Source organism: Streptomyces sp. NPDC045968 (assembly GCF_056430475.1).
On record NZ_JBWKLF010000006.1, the window covers coordinates 205,068 to 222,158 of the forward strand.

Consider the following 17,091-nt stretch of genomic DNA (forward strand, 5'->3'; position numbering starts at 1 on the left):
GTCCACCGCCACCATCCCCCGACAGAGAGCACCCTCATGACCGAGTCGCCCGAGCAGCGGCCGGCCGTCCCCGGACGGTTCAGCCGGCTGCGTTCCCTTCCCCCGCTGCCCCGTTGGTGGCCGCTGCCCGCCTGTGCCCTGCTCGGCGCGGTGTGCGGTCTGTCCTACGGGCTGCTCGCCACCCCGCAGTACGCGTCCACCGGCTACGCGATGGCCGTGACCGACAAGGGCACCGACGCCGCCGCCGCCCTGGGCTTCGCCCAGTCCTACGGCCGGCTGGCCACCAGCGACCCCACCCTCACCTACGCGCACGGGGCCGCCGGGGAGCCGCTGAAGGAACTACGTGCCCAGGTGCGGTCGGAGACCTCACCCGACTCACCCATGATCGCGGTCACCGGTACGGCCGACTCTCCGCGCCGGGCGGCGGAGATCGCCAACGCGGTCATCGAGGCCGTCGTCGTCAGCAGCGAGCACGTGTCCAAGGAGACCGGGGTGAAGCTCATCGAGTTCAGCCACGCCCTGGCGCCCGAGGAGCCGGTCTCCCCGTCCGCCCCGCTGGGGACGGCCGTGGGAGCCAGTGCGGGCGGACTGCTCGGCGGCCTGGTCCTCCTCGTGCGGCCGCGTCCGGCGCGCAGGAGCTCCGAGGCCCATGTGCCCGCCCCGGCCCAGGCGACCGGTGAGCCGGCGGCCGCGGACGAGAGGGAGCTCGTGTCATGAGCGCCGGCCGCGGGGAGGGTCTGACCGTCACGCTCTGCCGTGACCTCGGCGAGTTCGCCGGGCTCGCGGACGACTGGGAGGCGCTGCATCGCCGCTGCCGGACGGCCACCCCGTTCCAGAGTCATGCCTGGCTCCACTCGTGGTGGCTGTCCTACGGGCACTCCGGCCGCCTCCGGGTGGTGCTGGCCCGGCGTGACGGGCGTCTGATCGGTGCGGCTCCGCTGATGCTCGTCCACCGTCCGATGCCTCTGCTCGTGCCCATGGGCGGCGCGATCTCCGACTTCTTCGACGTCCTCGTCGACGAGGAGGAGTCGAAGGACGCGCTCGTGGCCCTGGAGCGCGGGCTCGACCGGGCCGCCCGGCACGCGGTGGTCGACCTGCGGGAGGTGCGGCCCGACGCCTCGGCCCAGCTCCTGTACGAGAGGTGGGCCGGGACCCGCACCCGGCTCGACGACTCGACCTGCATGGAGCTGCCCGCCGAACCGATCGGCACACTGCTCCAGCGGCTGCCGGGATCGCGGGCCCAGCGGGTCAGGGCCAAGCTGCGCAAGATCGACGCGCTGCCGCTGACATGCCGTCCCGTGTCCGCGCTCGACGTGCCCGGCGCGGTGGGCCGGCTGCTGCGCCTGCACGAACTCCAGTGGACCGGCCGCGGGGTCAATCCCGAGCACCTGAGGCCGCGGTTCTCGGCGCATCTGGTGCGGGCCACCCGGCGGATGGTCCGCACCGGCGGGGCCGCCCTCACGGAGTTCCTGCTGGACGGCGAGGTGGTGGCGGTGAACATGTCGCTCCAGTCGGACCGTCTCACCGGCGGTTATCTGTACGGGGCCCATCCCTCGCTCAGGGAGCGGAAGGTGGACGTGGCGACGATGCTGCTGCGCGAGGTGGCCCAGCAGGCCGCCGACACCGGGCGTACGGTACTGAGTCTGCTGCGCGGCTCGGAGCAGTACAAGAACCACTGGGAGCCGGTCCCCGTCGTCAACCAGCGGCTGCTGCTGGCCCGTTCCGGCCTCGATCCGCTGCTGCGGCTGCGGGTGTCGCAGCTGAGTGCGCGGGACCTGGCGGCGGAGACCGTGAAGAGCCGTTTTCCCGCCGCTCGCGACTGGCACGGACGGCTGACCGCCCTCCCCGGCATCGGCCGGTGATGCCGCAGCCGGGTTACGACTTTTGTGCCAGTCCGTTACCGTCTGTCGATTTTTACGTTGTCAGGTCATACGGGGCCCCACGCTCCGTGGACTCCCCACCTCTCACAAGGAGAACTGATGTCGCGTATCTCGAAGGCAGCCGCTGTCATGGCAGGCACGGGTGCCCTGATCGCCGGCGGCGCCGGCATGGCTGCCGCCGACGCCGGAGCCCAGGGCGTCGCCGCCCACTCCCCCGGTGTCCTTTCGGGCAACGCTGTCCAGGTGCCGATTCACATCCCGGTCAACCTCTGCGGCAACACGGTGAACGTCATCGGCCTGCTGAACCCGGCCTTCGGCAACACCTGCGTGAACCTTTCCGGCGACCACGAGGGCCCGGGCGACTACGAGGGCCCGTCGGACCACGGTAACGGCGACTACGGTTACGGCGGCTGATCCGAGCACCGTGAAGCGGCCGGGCCTCCTCCTGCTCCGGAGGGGAGGCCCGGCCGCTTTCGCGTGCCCGGGGCGGCCGCGGCTCAGACGTACCGGTACAGGCGCGAGTGGTCGAGGAGCTTCGAGGGCGCGACGTCCCAGGGCGGCATGGGCTCGTCGAGGCCGAAGACCCGTTCACGGTCCGGGCCGGACCCCGCGGCAGCCCTGCCGGGCAGATACCGGGACCGCGGGTGGGCCTTCTGCCAGCGGGTCCAGAGCAGGTCCATGAAGGCGTGGTGGAACCAGAAGACGGGGTCGTTGGGGGAGGTGGCGCCCGCCATCAGACCACCGACCCAGCGGTGCACCTGGTTGTGGTTGCTCACGCCGCGCGATCCTCTGATGCCCCAGCCCTCGATCCGGTTGCGGAATCCGGTCGTGCTGACGCTGTTCCACGGCTCGGCGTCGTACACCGGGTCCTTCAGGGCGGCCGCCACGTCCTTCTTGCCCGGCAGGGCGACCGGGTCCGAGGGGCGGCCGAAGTTCCTTGTGAGGAAGGGCTGTTCGGTGACTCCGTCGTTGATGGTCCAGTTCCCCTCCGTGTAGGCGAACGGCCCCGTCATCACTTGCCGGTCACCGGATCTGCCGTTGCCGCCGAGCAGGTCGTCGGCCCAGAGCGAGGCACTTGGCGTGTTGTCCGACGTCCAGTCCCAGTACGGGAGGGACACCCCCGGATCGACCTCCCGCAGAGCCGCCTCGAACTCCAGCAGGTACTGGCGGTGCCACGGGAAGAAGGATGGGGCCATATGAGCGGGTCTCGGCCGGTCCTCGCCGTCGGTGACGTAGAACTCCCGGTGCAGGACCACGAATTCGTCGTACCGGCCCGATCGCTTGAGTTCCAGGATCGCGCCGACCAGACGCCGCTTCTCGGTGCGCGTGAGATTCCGCTGGTTCTTACGGTTGTACACCCGTACTGGTCCTCCCGTTTCAGATGCTGTGCCGCGACGGGGCCGCCGACAGCCGTGCGGTCCCGAGCTCGTCGACCGCGGCGCGAGCCGTGGCCAGGAGCGTCGGGAACGACTCGTAGTGGTTGGCCTCGCTCACGTAACTGCCGTCGGCGCGCCTCATGATGTGCAACGGCCGTCCGTCCACCCGCACGTCGAGGTGGGGCGCGGCGGCCGTGGCTCCGGTGTCCGCCGCCCGGATGTCGCCGCCCGGGCCGCCCGCCGGGACCATGACGGTCGCCGTGCCCCTGATGTCCCGGCCGCGGTACGTCTCGGCGAACCGTTCCGGTTGCGCGCCGCCCCCCTTCGCCGACGGGGGCTCGGCTTCCGGCCCTCCGGCCAGGACGGGGGCGAGCACCGCCGCCGTGCCCGCGGTCACTCCCAGGGTGAAGGCGGTACGCAGCACGATCCGGCGGGACACCCCGCGTCGGCCGGCCCCCGTGCCTCGTGTGTCCGTGGTCTGGCCCATGGTGTGCACGCCTGCCTCTCGTCCACTCTTCCGAGGTGTTGACATATCCGACGTTGACAACGAGACACCGGCGCAACAGTTCTCGGACGAGCGGCGCGCCGATCACACCGTTTGTCCTGAATCGGGTCAGCATGGCCGTCCTGGAATGTGGAGGTTGTGCGATGACTGTTCCCAGGCAGGGAAGCAAGGACCGCGTACTACGGCCGGAGGACGTGGATCTCGCCGATCCGTCGTTCTGGACCTTGCCGCGCCCCGCCCGGCTGGAGGCTTTCGCGCTGCTGCGGCAGCTGGACGCACCGGTCCGGTTCACGGCGCGCGGGTCGGGCGAGGCGTTCTACGCGCTGGTGAAGCACGCCGACGTGAAGGCGGCCAGCCGCCGGCCGCAGCACTTCGCCAGCGCCCCGGGCGTCACGACTCCGGAACCGGCGGCCTGGGCGAAGGCGGTCTTCGGGAACTCCATGGTCAACATGGACGGCGACGAGCACGCCGCCATGCGCCGGATCGTCTCGCGCGCCTTCACCCCGCGTCTGCTGGCCGGGGCCGAGGAGAACATCCGTGATCTCGCGCGCCGCCTGGTGGACGAGGTGATCGCCGAGCGCCCCGACGACTTCATGCCCTCGGCGCCCTTCCGGCTGCCGCTCGAAGTCATCTGCGACCTGATGGGCATTCCGGAACGCCACCGGCCCCGGATCTCCCAGCAGATCGATCACGCCTCGGAGTACGTCGGAGTGCGGCGGCGGGGGCGGGCCCGGCTGCGGGTGCCCGGGCGCGGTCTGCGCTCCCTGGCCCGTATGCACCTGGTGATGGCGCGGGTGGCCCGTGAGCGGCGCCGCCGCCCCACGGACGACCTCGTCTCGGCCCTGGTCCGTGCGGACGTGGACGGTCAGGCGCTGACCTCGCGCCAGCTCGGCTCCTTCTTCTCGCTGCTGCTCGTCGCCGGTGTGGAGACCACCCGGAACGCGATCGCCCACGGGATGTACCTGCTGGCCCGCCACCCGGAGCAGCGGGCGCTCCTGGAGTCGGACTTCGACCGGTACATCGACGGGGCGGTCGACGAGATCGTGCGGCACTCGACACCGATCATCCAGTTCCGCCGGACGGTCACGGACGAGTGCTCCCTGGGCGGACGGAGCTACCGCCCCGGCGAGAAGGTGGTGCTCTTCTACGCGTCGGCCAACCGGGACGAGTCCGTCTTCACCGATCCCGACGTCTTCGACATCACCCGGAGTCCCAATCCCCATCTGGGATACGGCGGGGGCGGTCCTCACCACTGCATCGGAGCGCATCTGGCGCGGCTGGAGATGAAGGCGCTCTTCCAGGAACTGCTGAGCCGCCTGGACACGCTGGGCACGGTCGGAGATCCCCTGCTGGTCGACTCGAATTTCGACAACCGGGTACGCTCGCTGCCTTTCTCTTTCGACCGCCCCTGACGGGTCCCGACTCGTCCGCGCATTTCACCCGAACGGTCCGGCTTGAATCGCGTTGCTCCGCGAATGGCCCACTCCTGAGCTCCTGAACCACCCGATTAAGAAAATGTCTCCCTATTGTCGAACAGGTCGGAGGAAACACCGGAGCGAAGGAGGAGCCGTGTCCGCACAGCGCCGTCTCATCAACATCTGCGTCGGGACGGCTGCGCTCAGTCTCCTCGCCGCCGGCGGAATCATCGCAACGGTCTCGTCCGGCACGGACACCACCGACGGCGTCCCGCCCGCACGGACCGGCTCGGACGTCACCACCGCGCACGGCGCCTACGTGGGGTACGGCCCCGAGGGCGTATGGAGAACGAGGGAGCTGTCGCGCTGGCTCGGCGGCACGGAGCTGCGGGCCGGGCACAGCTATCTGCCGGGTGACCTCTGGTCGAACATCGAGGGGCGGCCCGAGTTCCTGCGGTCCTGGGCGGCCTGGCGGAACGCGGACCCGGACCGGATGTTCGTACTCAACGTGCCGATGCTGGAGCGCAACGAGGAGGGGGTCGGCGACACCGAGGTCCGCACCCTGCTGAGGGCGGGCGCGGCCGGTGACTACGACCACCACTTCCGGAGGCTGGCCGAGCGGCTGGTCCGGCTGGCGCTCCCGGACACCGTGATCGTGCTCGGCTGGGAGATGAACGGCATCACGTACACGCACCGCTGCGGTCCGGACCCCGCGTCGTGGAAGGCGTACTGGAATCGCATCGTCACCACGATGCGTGCCGTCCCCGGACAGAGGTTCCGCTTCGATTTCGCCCCGAGCCGGGGGACGGACGCGATTGCGTGGACGCAGTGCTATCCCGGTGACGACGTGGTGGACATCATCGGAATGGATTCCTACGACCAGCCCCCGGGCCGGAGCTTCGACGAGCAGGTGAACGGCCCGTACGGCCTCCAGAAGCATGTCGACTTCGCGGCCGAGCACGACAAGCCGATCTCCTTTCCGGAGTGGGGCCTGTTCCGCAACGGCGACAATCCCGAGTACATGCGCCGCATGCTCGAATGGATCGACACCCACGACCCGGTGTACCAGACGATCACGGATTACTGTCCGCACGGCGTATGGCAGTGCTCGGACAACCCCGAGTCCTCCCGGACGTACCGTGCGATGCTCACCAAGAACCCGGCACCGACGCCGACGACACCGGCCTGGCCCACCCCGAAGCCGGACAAGCCCACGCCGACCGTCCCCGCCCCGGAGCCCAACTCCCGGAAGTGGTGCGTCACCGTGCCACTGGGCGACTGGCTCGGCCGCTGGCTGCCGGACCGGAAGTTCTGCGTGCGCTACTAGGCGTGCGTCAGTGGGCGTGTTCCATGGCCCCGGCATGCAAAACCGAACCACCGCACGGTAGTTACGCCCCGGTTCGTCCGGTCGGCAAGCGCTTGCCGAACCACTGGAAAGCCGAACAGGCGGGCACAGAAGCAGAGTTCCCGTCCGGAACCGGCTGAGATGCGAACCATCCGACCTGTCTGAACTTCACTGGAACTCCAGCGAAATGGCACGTGTGTGGATATCGTGCACCGAGCGAGGGCGCATCCGTCAGTCCATGGGATCGACGGATGCGCCCCGTTTGTGGGGATGCGATGTGGGCTGGGGGGTTCATGGGGCATGTCGAAATACCTGACACAGATATATCCGGGCACCTGGGGCTGGCAGGTGCGCCACGACCACGTACCGCGGCGTCCAGGAACCGGAACGCGGCCCTGGAGCAGCTGTGGAGGACACCGACCGCGGAGCGCCGGCACACCGAGCGGCCCCGGGTCAGGAAGCGGACCGGCCGGCAGCTGCCGCTGCTCGTCCTGGCCGACGTGCTCGGCGTGGGGGGTCCGGCCTGGCTCGTCCAGCAGGCCGGTGACCAGCCCGCCCCGCTGATCACGGCGGCACTGTCCGCGCTCGTGTGGGCCGTGGTGCGCTCCGCGCGCGGACGGTACGCACAGGGGCTGCCCGGGTCCGCCGGTGGCGCCCTGGGCGTCACCGGTGACTGGCTGCTGCTCGTGGGGGTGCTCGCCGTCCTGCTGACCGTGTCCGGTGAGCCCCTCGACCCGGCGATCGCGGTCGCGGCCCTCGTGCCCGGTCTCGCGGCGGCCCTCCTCATGTCGGGGGTGCGGCGGTGGCGGTCGTCCGCCCGGCGGCGGCTCGCGGTGCGCCGCGTGCTGGTGGTCGGGCAGGCGGCCGGCGTGGACCGGGCGGTGAATCTGCTCAACTCCCGCAAGGAGCACGCCTACACGGTGGCCGCCGCGATACCCGTGGGGCCCACCCCGCTGAGCTGCGATGCGCCGGTTCCCGGCCGGCTCGCCGCGACTCCGGCGGAGGACGACCTCTCCACCGTGCTGGGCGGCGCCTTCGCCCACGACGCCGATCTCGTCCTGGTGGCTCCCGGGCCGGAGCTCGCGGACGATCGGCTGCGGAGGCTGTCGTGGGGTCTGCACGACAGCGGACTGCCCCTGTGCGTGCTCTCGGAGGTGTCCGAGACCGCGGCGAACCGGGTGCGGCTCTCCTCCGTGGCCGGGCTGACCCTGCTGCACATCGCCCCGCCGCTGCGCAGCGGCGCGCAGCCGGTGCTCAAGACTCTCCTGGACCGGGCCGGCGCCGCCTTCGGGCTGCTGTCCCTGTCTCCGCTGCTGCTCGTGATCGCGATGGCGGTGCGGCTCACCTCGCCCGGCCCGGTGTTCCACCGCCAGGTCCGCCACGGCCAGCACAGCCGGCCCTTCACCATGTGGAAGTTCCGCACGATGGTGGCGGACGCCGAGGTCCGCAAGGCGCAGCTCAGCGCGGCGAACGAGGCCGAAGGTCCGATGTTCAAGATGCGCAGCGATCCCCGGGTGACACGGGTGGGCCGGGCGCTGCGCCGGGCCTCGCTCGACGAGCTTCCGCAGCTCATCAATGTGCTGCGGGGTGACATGTCACTGGTGGGACCGCGTCCGCCACTGCCGGAGGAAGTGTCCCGTTACGACGAGCGCGAGCACCGGCGGCTCGCGGTCAAGCCGGGGCTGACCGGCCTGTGGCAGGTCAGCGGGCGCTCGGACCTGTCCTGGCAGGAGACCGTCTCACTGGACCTCTGGTACGTCGACAACTGGTCGGTGGCCACGGACATGGGGCTCCTCGCCCGCACGGTGCGCGCCGTCACCGATGGCCGCGGGGCCTACTGACGTGGGCGGGGAACAGATGCGAGGAGCCCCGGTACGCGAGGGCCGCCGGCCCGCGCGCTCAGCTCTGCGGGGGCAGCTGTCCGAGCCACCAGGCGTAGGTCCGCGCGATGCCGTCGCGCAGCGGGATCTGCGGTTTGAAGCCCAGGGAGGTCAGTCGGGAGACGTCCAGGAGCTTGCGCGGGGTACCGTCGGGCTTGGAGGTGTCCCAGGCGATGCTTCCCTGGTACTCCGTCACCTCACGTACGGTCTCGGCGAGTTCTCTGATCGTCAGGTCCTCTCCGCAGCCGATGTTCACGGGGTCCTCCCCGTCGTACGACTCCAGCAGCCGGACACAGGCGGCGGCGAGATCGTCGACATGCAGGAACTCGCGGCGGGGGCTGCCCGATCCCCAGAGGGTCACCTCGGGCGCACCGTCCCGCTTCGCCTCGTGGAACCGGCGGATCAGGGCGGGCAGGACGTGCGAGGTCTCCAGGTCGAAGTTGTCGCCGGGGCCGTAGAGGTTGGTGGGCATGGCGCTGATGTAGGCGGCGCCGTACTGCCTGCGATAGGAGCGGATCTGCGTGATTCCGGCGATCTTCGCCAGCGCGTACGCCTCGTTCGTCGGCTCCAGCGGGCCGGTGAGCAGGGAGTCCTCGCGGATGGGCTGCGGGGCGTGCTTGGGGTAGATGCAGGACGAGCCGAGGAAGAGCAGCCGCTCCGTGCCGGCCGCGTGCGCCCCGGCGATCACGCTGAGCTGGATGCGCAGGTTGTCCTCCAGGAACTGCACCGGATAGGTGCTGTTGGCCATGATCCCGCCCACCTTGGCGGCGGCCAGCACGACGGCGTCGGGGCGGACGTCGCGCAGATACGCCTCGGTCGGCGCGCTCTCGCGCAGATCGAGGAGGTCCCGGCCGCGGGTGAGCACCTCGTGGCCGTCGTCGGCGAGGCGGCGCACCAGCGCCGAGCCGACCAGACCACGGTGGCCCGCGACGAATATGCGGGAGCCGGGTCGTAGCAGGGGGCGGACGGATTCCTGGGGAGGGCCGGGGAGATCAGTCGTCATGGCTCGGATTCTGCCAGGAGCCATGCAAGTCAGTGACCTTTACCGCAGAACACTCAAACTCTGAAATTTCGGTGAACGACCGCCTCTCAGGCGGACAGAAGGGGGGGACCATGGCGAAGACCGCGCTCATCACCGGCGTAACCGGCCAGGACGGTTCGTATCTGGCGGAGCTGCTGCTCCAGAAGGGGTACACGGTCCATGGCCTGATCCGCCGCTCGTCGAGCTTCAACACCGAGCGGATCGACCACATCTACCAGGGCCCTGAGGAGGCCGGCCGCTCCTTCGTGCTCCATCACGCGGATCTCGCGGACGGCGTCGCGCTGGTGAACCTGCTGCGCGACATCCAGCCCGACGAGGTCTACAACCTGGGGGCGCAGTCGCACGTCAGAGTCTCCTTCGACGCACCGCTCTACACCGGTGACGTCACGGGGCTCGGCGCCATGCGGCTCCTGGAGGCCGTGCGCGCCAGCGGGATCGACGCCCGGGTCTACCAGGCGTCCTCGTCCGAGATGTTCGGCGCCAATCCGCCGCCGCAGAACGAGCGCACGCCGTTCCACCCGCGCAGCCCGTACAGCGTCGCCAAGGTCTACGCGTACTGGGCGACGGTCAACTACCGCGAGGCGTACGGCATGTTCGCGGTCAACGGCATCCTGTTCAACCACGAGTCCCCGCGCCGCGGCGAGACCTTCGTGACCCGGAAGATCACCCGTGGGGTGGCCCGGATCAAGGCCGGTCTCCAGGACCGGCTGCACCTCGGCAACCTCGACGCCGTACGGGACTGGGGATACGCCCCCGAGTACGTGGACGCGATGTGGCGGATGCTCCAGTGCGACAACCCGGACGACTACGTGGTCGCCACCGGTGAGGGCGTCAGCGTCCGGCAGTTCCTGGAGTGCGCCTTCGAGCACGCCGGGCTCGACTGGCGTGAGCATGTGCGCTACGACCCGAAGTACGAGCGTCCCAGTGAGGTCGACGCGCTGATCGGCGACGCGTCCAAGGCGGAGGAACTGCTCGGCTGGAAGCCCTCGGTGAAGTCGCGGGAGCTCGCCCGGATCATGGTCGACGCGGACATCCGCCGGCTGGACGACCAGCTCAGCGGAGCAGCAGCCCGGGCACACCGATGAGCGGGCCGGGACGCATCGGACGCAACCGCTGCGGCGCGTTCGCCGCGGCGCTCGCCCTCGCCTCCGGTGTGCTGTCCACCACCGGGGCCGTCGCGCCCCCGGCCGCCGCACTGACACCGCCGGTCGGCTTCACCGCCGACCACCTCTCCACGTACCAGACCAACGGCATCGTCTGGGCGCTGGCCGAGGCGAACGGGGTCGTCTACGCGGGCGGCACGTTCTCCACCATCCGGCCGGCCGGCGCCCCCGCCGGAAGCAGCACGACGCCCGCCGTGAACTTCGCGGCGTTCAACGCGGCCACCGGCGCCCCGGCCGGCTGTTCGCTCTCGTTCACCCGCAGCAGCGGCACCGCGACCGTGCGCGCGCTCGCGGTCTCGCCCGACAGGTCCACGCTGTACGCGGGCGGTTACTTCAACGCGGTCAACGGCGCGAGCGCCAACGGCCTCGTCGCCATCGACACCGCGACCTGCCGCATCCGCCCGGGCTTCTCGCCGGACTTCAGCGCCACCGTGCGGGCACTCGACGTCGCCCCGAACGGCACGGTCTACGCCGGCGGCGACTTCCAGTCCGTCAACGGCCAGACCCGGCGCTTCTTCGGCGCGGTCACCGCCGCCGGGGTCCTCACCGGATGGAACCCCGACGCGGACGCGCCGGGCCGGGCGCTGAAGGCCACGCCGGACGGGCGGAGCGCGCTGATCGGCGGGGACTTCTTCACCGTCGGCGGCGCCGCCTCGCACGCACTGGCCGTGACCAGCGCCGCCACGGGCACGGTCACCCGGGCCTATACGGGCGGCTTCATCCCGTCGACCGCCGTCATCAAGGACATCGTCACCGACTCCGCGTCCGAGGGCTGGTACGCGGCGGGCGAGGGCCGGGGCGGCGCGTCCTTCGACGGGCGCCTCGCCATGGAACTGGACTCCTTCGACCAGCGCTGGCGGGACACGTGCCAGGGCGCGACCCAGGCGCTGCGGGTCTACAAGGGCGTGCTGTACGCGGGCAGCCACGTCCATGACTGCTCGACCATGGGCGGCTTCCCCAACCAGGTCCGCAAACACCTCACCGCCCAGTCCGTCGACGACCCGGCCCTGCTGGGCTGGCTTCCGGACACCAACGACGGCATCGGCGAGCCGGTCGGCCCCCGGGCCCTGACCGTCTCGTCCCGGGACGGCCGCGACTTCCTCTGGGTGGGCGGCGAGTTCACCACCGTCAACGGGGTCGGGCAACAGGCCCTGACGCGGTTCGCCACCGGCCCCGACACGGGCGCGCCCGCCGCGCCCGCGGTCAGTGTGTCGGCGCCGCGGGCCGGTCAGGTCAAGGTCAGCTGGCGTTCCAGTCACGACCTGGACGACAGCCTGCTCACCTACCGCGTCTACCGCAACGGCGGCTCCACTCCCGTGCACACGACGACCGGCTCCTCGCTGTTCTCCAGCCGGCCGCAGCTGACGTTCACCGATACGAACGTGGTGGCCGGACAGACGTACAGCTACCGGATCACGGCGAGCGACGGGACCAACACCAGCGGCCTGTCCGCCGCCGCGTCCGTCACCGCCGCCACCTCCGCCTCGCCGTACCAGGAACGGGTGCTCGCGGACGGCGCCGGGCTGTACTGGCGCTACGACGAGGCGGGCGGTGCCTTCGCCGCGGACGCCTCGGCCGCCGACAACGGCGGGGTGTACGTCAACGCCCCCACGTACCGCTCCACCCCCTCGGCCGTGGCCGGTTCCGCCGCGCTCTCGCTCAACGGGAGCGACGAGTACGTCTACAGCGACCGGATGCACCGCTACACCTCGCCCACCCCCTACTCCGTCGAGACGTGGTTCCGCACGACCTCGACGAACGGCGGGCGGATCATCGGGTACGGCAACAACATCGGGACCGCCCGGGGCCACACCAGCAGCATCTCCGACAAGCTCGTCTATCTGACGGACAACGGACGGCTGGCCTTCGGCGTCCAGACCGGCAGCAGCACCAGCCGGCCCACCATCACCACGGGCGCCTCGTACAACGACGGCGACTGGCACCACGTCGTCGCCACCCAGGGCCCGGCCGGCATGGTGCTGTACGTGGACGGGGCAGCCGTCGGCACCCACCCGGCGACCGGGAACCGCTCGTACAACGGCTACTGGCGGGTCGGCGGCGACGACATGAACAACGCCTGGCCGAACCGGCCCACGAGCACCTATCTGGCCGGTCAGGTCGACGAGACCGCGATCTACCCGACCGCGCTGACCGCCGCCCAGGTGGCCGCCCATCACGACCTGGCGGACGCCACTCCCCCGTCCGGGGGCACCACCGTCACCCTCGCGCCGACCGAGGACGCGTACGTCAACGGCGTCGCGGCGAACACCACGTACAACGACAGCCAGCTCGCCTCCCGCGGCAGCACGCCCTACCTGGGCTACCTGCGCTACACCCTGCCCGCGGCGCCGTCCGGGCAGGTCCTCACGAGCGCCCGCATCGACTTCCGCACCTCGTCGGACGCGACGGCGGGCTCCACCGACAGCCACACCCTGGTGCCGGTCACCGGCGCCTGGACCGAGTCGGCGGTCACCTACAACACCCGGCCGGCGCTCTCCGCGTCCGTGCTGGGGACCATCACGGACGCGGCCTCGGTCTCCACCGGCTACTCGGTGGACCTGAACGCGTCCGCACTGGGCGGAGCCCTGGGCTCCGTCTACTCACTCGCCCTGACCAGCAGCGGGACGGACAGCCTGCGCATCTGGTCGAGCGAGGCATCATCCGCGGCCTACCGGCCGCAGCTCGTTCTCACCTTCGGAGCTGAATGATGAACGGAAGTACGGGGCAGAGAACCGGAGGCCCACGCGGCCGGGTGCGAGCCGCATCCGCCGCGCTGTGCCTGCTGACCGGTGCCCTGACCGCCACCGCGGCGGGAGCCGCACCGGCAGCCGCGCTGACACCACCGGTGTCGATCACCGCGGACGATCTCACGACCTGGCAGACCAACGGAATCGTCTGGTCGATGGCCGCGACCGACGGCGTCGTGTACGCGGGAGGAACCTTCTCCACCGTGCGGCCGCCGGACGCGGCGCCCGGCACGGGCGAGCAGCCCGCGGTGAACTTCGCCGCGTTCGACGCGGGGACCGGGGCACCGACGGGGTGCAGCCTGTCGTTCACGCAGTCCTCCGGGACGGCGACCGTGCGCGCACTGGCGCTGTCCCCGGACGGCGACACCCTCTACGCCGGTGGTCAGTTCGGCGCGGTGAACGATGTCGGCGTCAGCAACATCGCGGCCATCGACACGGCGACCTGCACTCCTCGCCAGGACTTCAAGATCGGCGTCTCGGCGACCGTACGGGCCCTGGCCGTCACCGCCGACACCGTCTATCTGGGCGGTGACTTCAACAGCGTCGGCGGGCAGACCCGGAACAAGTTCGCCGCGGTCACCACGGGCGCCGACCTGCTGCCGTGGACGGCGAACGCCGACGAGGTGGCCCGGGCCGTCGAGGTGACGCCGGACGGGCAGCGCGTCCTGCTCGGCGGTGACTTCTTCACCGTCAACGGCACCACCTCGCACGCGCTGGCCGTGGTCGACGCCACCACGGGGGCGCTCACCAAGAGCTACCCGGGCTTCATTCCGAACACCTCCACGGTGCAGGACCTGACCACCGACGCCACCGGCTTCTACACCGCCAACGAGGGCACCGGAGGCGGTGTCTTCGACGGCCGGATCGCCGTCGACCTCGACGACTTCCAGCAGCGCTGGCGCGACACCTGCCTGGGTGCCACCCAGTCCGTACTGGTCCACTCCGGAGTGCTGTACAGCGGCAGCCACGCCCATGACTGCGCCAGCATGGGTGAATTCCCCGACCAGCCGCGCAAGCACCTGCTGGCCCAGTCCGTCAACGATCCGAAGCTGCTGCCCTGGTTCCCGGACACCAATGACGGCATCGGTGAGCCGGTCGGCCCGCGGGTGATGTCCCAGACCGACAGCGGAGGCCGTCACTACCTCTGGGTCGGCGGCGAGTTCACCACCGTCAACGGAATCGCCCAGCAGGGTCTGACCCGGTTCGCCGACGGTCCGGACACCGGTGCCCCGTGGGTGCCCAACGTCAGCCTGTCGACGGTCACTCCGGGGCGGATCGACGTGAACTGGCAGACCAGTTTCGACACCGACGACGGTGAGCTGACCTACCGGATCTACAAGGACGGGGCCGCCACCCCCGTCCACACCACGACGGGCTACTCCGTCTTCTGGGACCGGCCGCAGCTGCGGTGGACGGACACCGACGTGGCGCCGGGCGAGACCCACTCGTACCGGATCACCGCGAGCGACGGCACCAACACCAGCGTCAAGTCGCCGGCCCAGTCCGCGACCGTCGCGGCCGCGGCCGGGGCGTATCCGGCGCGGGTCCTCAGCGACGGGGCCTCGCTGTACTGGCGGTACGACGAGGGGGCGTCGACCTTCGCCTCGGACACCGGGGCCGGGCTGGACAACGGCTTCCTGCGCAACGGACCCGCCTACCGGCAGACACCGGCCGCCGTCGCGGGTGACTCGACCGCGATCGGCTTCGACGGGACCGCCGACTACGTGTACAGCAACAAGCTGCGCCCGGCACCCACCCGGTTCTCGGTGGAGACCTGGATCAAGACCACCACCACCCGGGGAGGGAAGATCATCGGGTTCGGCAACCGGGTCATGCAGAACAGCTCCTCGTACGACAAGCACGTGTACATGCGCAACGACGGGCGGCTGGTCTTCGGCGTCTACAGCGGCGGAACCAGGACCGTCACCTCGCTCGGGACCTACAACGACGGCAACTGGCACCACGTCGTCGCCACCCAGGGCACCGGCGGTATGGCGCTCTACGTGGACGGGCAGCTGCGCGCGTCGAACTTCCTGTTCACCGGCAACGAGAACAGCCCGGGCTACTGGCGGGTCGGCGGGGACAACCTCGCCAGCTGGCCGAGCCGTCCGACCAGCAACTTCTTCGCCGGACAGATCGACGAGACCGCCGTCTACCCGACCGCGCTGAGCTCTTCCCAGGTCAGCGCGCACTATGCCCTGAGGACGGGCTGATGAAGCATCCGTTCCTGGCCGGCGCCGCCGTCGTCGTACTGACGGCGGCGCTGGCCGCCTGCGGCTCGTCCGCCGAGGGGAACGGGCCGCGGGCCGCGGGTGCCACAGCACCCGCGGCCTCCGGGCCCCCCGTCGCCGGGCCGTCGGCCGGGTCCCCGGAAGAACCCGGGCCCGACGCCTCCGCGAGCAGGACGAGCGAACCGCCCAAGGTGCCCGCGGACCGGATCACCCCGGCCACCGGGACGTTCACGAAGAAGCAGAAGGAGTTCCTGGCCGACCGGGTGCCCGAGGGCATGGACCCGGCCGCGGTGCTCCAGACCGGGCAGGAGACCTGCGACAAGATCCGCTACCTCGTCAAGGTCGACCGGGACACCGCCGTGGGCTCGATCGTGACGGGCGAGATCCCCGACGCGAAGGACGCCGTCGCCCATCTGTGCACTCCCTACCAGGAGTTGGTGGACGAAGCCGCCCTCGGATACGCCGACGGCACCCACACGGGCAAGAAGCTCCGGGCGGGACGCTACCGTTCCGCCGCCCCCACCAAGGACTGCGGCTGGCAGATCGAGGACGGGTCCGGAAAGACTCTGGAGTCGGGTTCGTCCGACACCGGGAAGCCGACGCGGATCACCATTCCCCGCACGGCTCGCACCTTTACCTCCACAGGCTGCTACGCCTGGCTGCCCGAAGGAGACAACGGATGAGCAAGCTGCCGATCGCGGTCGCGATCCCCACGAAGAACGAGGGTCTCAACATCGCCGAGGCGGTGAAATCGGTGCTCGGTCACTTCGAGGCGGTCGTCGTGGTGGACTCCCACAGCACGGACGACACGGCGAAGATCGCCCAGGAGTGCGGGGCCGAGGTGGTCACGTACACCTGGGACGGCGGCCACCCCCGCAAGAAGCAGTGGTGCCTGGACCATGTCCGAACCGACCTGGACTGGATCCTGCTGCTGGACGGCGACGAACGGCTCAGCCCCGGGCTGCTCGCGGAACTGCGGGAGGTCTTCGCCGACCCGGCCGCCGAGAAGCCCGCGGCGTACGACATACCCCTGGGCTACTGGTTCTCGGGGAAGCGGCTGCGGCACGGCTACACCATCCGCAAGCGGTCCCTGACGGACCGGACCCGCTGCCACTATCCGGAGGTCGGCGATCTCGACGCCCCCGGGATCGGCGAGGTCGAGGGGCACTACCAGCCGGTCGCCCCCACCAGCGGTTCGCTGGTCAATCCGATCGAGCACCAGGATCTCGACCCGGTCACCGCCTGGTTCGAGCGGCACAACCGCTACTCGGACTGGGAGGCCTGGCTGGAGCACCACCCGGACGTCAAGGAGCAGGTGCGGAAGGTGAAGTCCCGGCAGGGGCAGCTCTTCCACAAGGCGCCGTTCAAGCCCCTGGTGTCCTTCGCGTACATGTATCTCTACCGGCGGGGCTTTCTGGACGGGCGGGCGGGGTTCGACTTCGCGCTGGCGATGAGCTTCTACCGGTGGCAGATCGCGCTGAAGTCCCGTGAGGAGCGGACGGGTTGA

The 17,091-nt window shown here is 70.6% G+C and carries 14 protein-coding genes; 11 read left to right on the top strand and 3 right to left on the bottom strand.

The window, feature by feature from the left end; all coding sequences use genetic code 11:
• The first annotated feature begins 36 nt into the window (after positions 1-36).
• The 3 genes from AC07FA_RS19220 to AC07FA_RS19230 all read left to right on the top strand — a co-directional run bounded on the left by AC07FA_RS19220 (position 37) and on the right by AC07FA_RS19230 (position 2,294).
• Positions 37-717: a YveK family protein gene (locus AC07FA_RS19220; protein ID WP_479076871.1), complete on the top strand. Its 681-nt coding sequence runs from the start codon at positions 37-39 to the stop codon at positions 715-717.
• Positions 714-1,862 carry a GNAT family N-acetyltransferase gene (locus AC07FA_RS19225; protein ID WP_479076873.1) on the top strand — a complete coding sequence of 383 codons (1,149 nt, stop codon included), beginning with the start codon at positions 714-716 and terminating at the stop codon, positions 1,860-1,862. The genes AC07FA_RS19220 and AC07FA_RS19225 overlap by 4 nt, the downstream gene beginning before the upstream one ends.
• A 117-nt stretch (positions 1,863-1,979) precedes the next feature.
• Entirely contained in the window at positions 1,980-2,294 is a 315-nt protein-coding gene (locus AC07FA_RS19230) for a chaplin (RefSeq protein WP_479076874.1), read from the top strand.
• 83 nt (positions 2,295-2,377) lie between these two features.
• Here the strand turns inward: AC07FA_RS19230 and AC07FA_RS19235 are convergent, their stop codons facing one another.
• Together AC07FA_RS19235 and AC07FA_RS19240 are read right to left on the bottom strand one after the other, a co-directional pair.
• Complete coding sequence (locus AC07FA_RS19235) at positions 2,378-3,238, bottom strand: tyrosinase family protein (RefSeq protein ID WP_479076875.1); 861 nt, start codon at positions 3,236-3,238, stop codon at positions 2,378-2,380.
• Between the two features lie 19 nt (positions 3,239-3,257).
• Positions 3,258-3,743, bottom strand: a complete 486-nt coding sequence (locus AC07FA_RS19240; protein WP_479076877.1) for a tyrosinase family oxidase copper chaperone — start codon at positions 3,741-3,743, stop codon at positions 3,258-3,260.
• A 161-nt stretch (positions 3,744-3,904) separates the two neighbouring features.
• On the opposite strand from AC07FA_RS19240, the gene AC07FA_RS19245 reads away from it, so the two are divergent.
• The 3 genes from AC07FA_RS19245 to AC07FA_RS19255 all read left to right on the top strand — a co-directional run bounded on the left by AC07FA_RS19245 (position 3,905) and on the right by AC07FA_RS19255 (position 8,362).
• Complete coding sequence (locus tag AC07FA_RS19245) at positions 3,905-5,173, top strand: cytochrome P450 (protein ID WP_479076878.1); 1,269 nt, start codon at positions 3,905-3,907, stop codon at positions 5,171-5,173.
• A gap of 157 nt (positions 5,174-5,330) precedes the next feature.
• Entirely contained in the window at positions 5,331-6,503 is a 1,173-nt protein-coding gene (locus tag AC07FA_RS19250; protein WP_479076880.1) for a glycoside hydrolase family 26 protein, read from the top strand.
• Positions 6,504-6,814: 311 nt separating this feature from the next.
• Positions 6,815-8,362, top strand: coding sequence for a sugar transferase (locus AC07FA_RS19255; RefSeq protein ID WP_479076882.1), 1,548 nt, complete (start codon positions 6,815-6,817; stop codon positions 8,360-8,362).
• A gap of 58 nt (positions 8,363-8,420) precedes the next feature.
• Here AC07FA_RS19255 and AC07FA_RS19260 read toward each other — a convergent pair whose 3' ends face one another.
• A complete protein-coding gene (locus AC07FA_RS19260; RefSeq protein ID WP_479076883.1) occupies positions 8,421-9,404 on the bottom strand; it encodes a GDP-L-fucose synthase family protein in 984 nt (327 codons plus the stop codon).
• 110 nt (positions 9,405-9,514) lie between these two features.
• Between AC07FA_RS19260 and gmd the strand changes: the two genes are divergently transcribed.
• Genes gmd through AC07FA_RS19285 form a run of 5 tightly spaced genes read left to right on the top strand, consistent with a single transcriptional unit; the run spans position 9,515 to position 17,091 of the window.
• The gene (gmd, locus tag AC07FA_RS19265) at positions 9,515-10,528 is read left to right on the top strand and encodes a GDP-mannose 4,6-dehydratase (protein ID WP_479076884.1); all 1,014 of its coding nucleotides are present in this window, start codon (positions 9,515-9,517) and stop codon (positions 10,526-10,528) included.
• Positions 10,525-13,314: a LamG-like jellyroll fold domain-containing protein gene (locus AC07FA_RS19270; protein WP_479076886.1), complete on the top strand. Its 2,790-nt coding sequence runs from the start codon at positions 10,525-10,527 to the stop codon at positions 13,312-13,314. Before gmd ends, AC07FA_RS19270 begins: the two co-directional genes overlap by 4 nt.
• Positions 13,311-15,566: a LamG domain-containing protein gene (locus AC07FA_RS19275; protein ID WP_479076887.1), complete on the top strand. Its 2,256-nt coding sequence runs from the start codon at positions 13,311-13,313 to the stop codon at positions 15,564-15,566. The genes AC07FA_RS19270 and AC07FA_RS19275 overlap by 4 nt, the downstream gene beginning before the upstream one ends.
• Complete coding sequence (locus tag AC07FA_RS19280) at positions 15,566-16,267, top strand: hypothetical protein (RefSeq protein ID WP_479076888.1); 702 nt, start codon at positions 15,566-15,568, stop codon at positions 16,265-16,267. The genes AC07FA_RS19275 and AC07FA_RS19280 overlap by 1 nt, the downstream gene beginning before the upstream one ends.
• Positions 16,264-17,091: a glycosyltransferase family 2 protein gene (locus AC07FA_RS19285; protein ID WP_479076889.1), complete on the top strand. Its 828-nt coding sequence runs from the start codon at positions 16,264-16,266 to the stop codon at positions 17,089-17,091. The genes AC07FA_RS19280 and AC07FA_RS19285 overlap by 4 nt, the downstream gene beginning before the upstream one ends.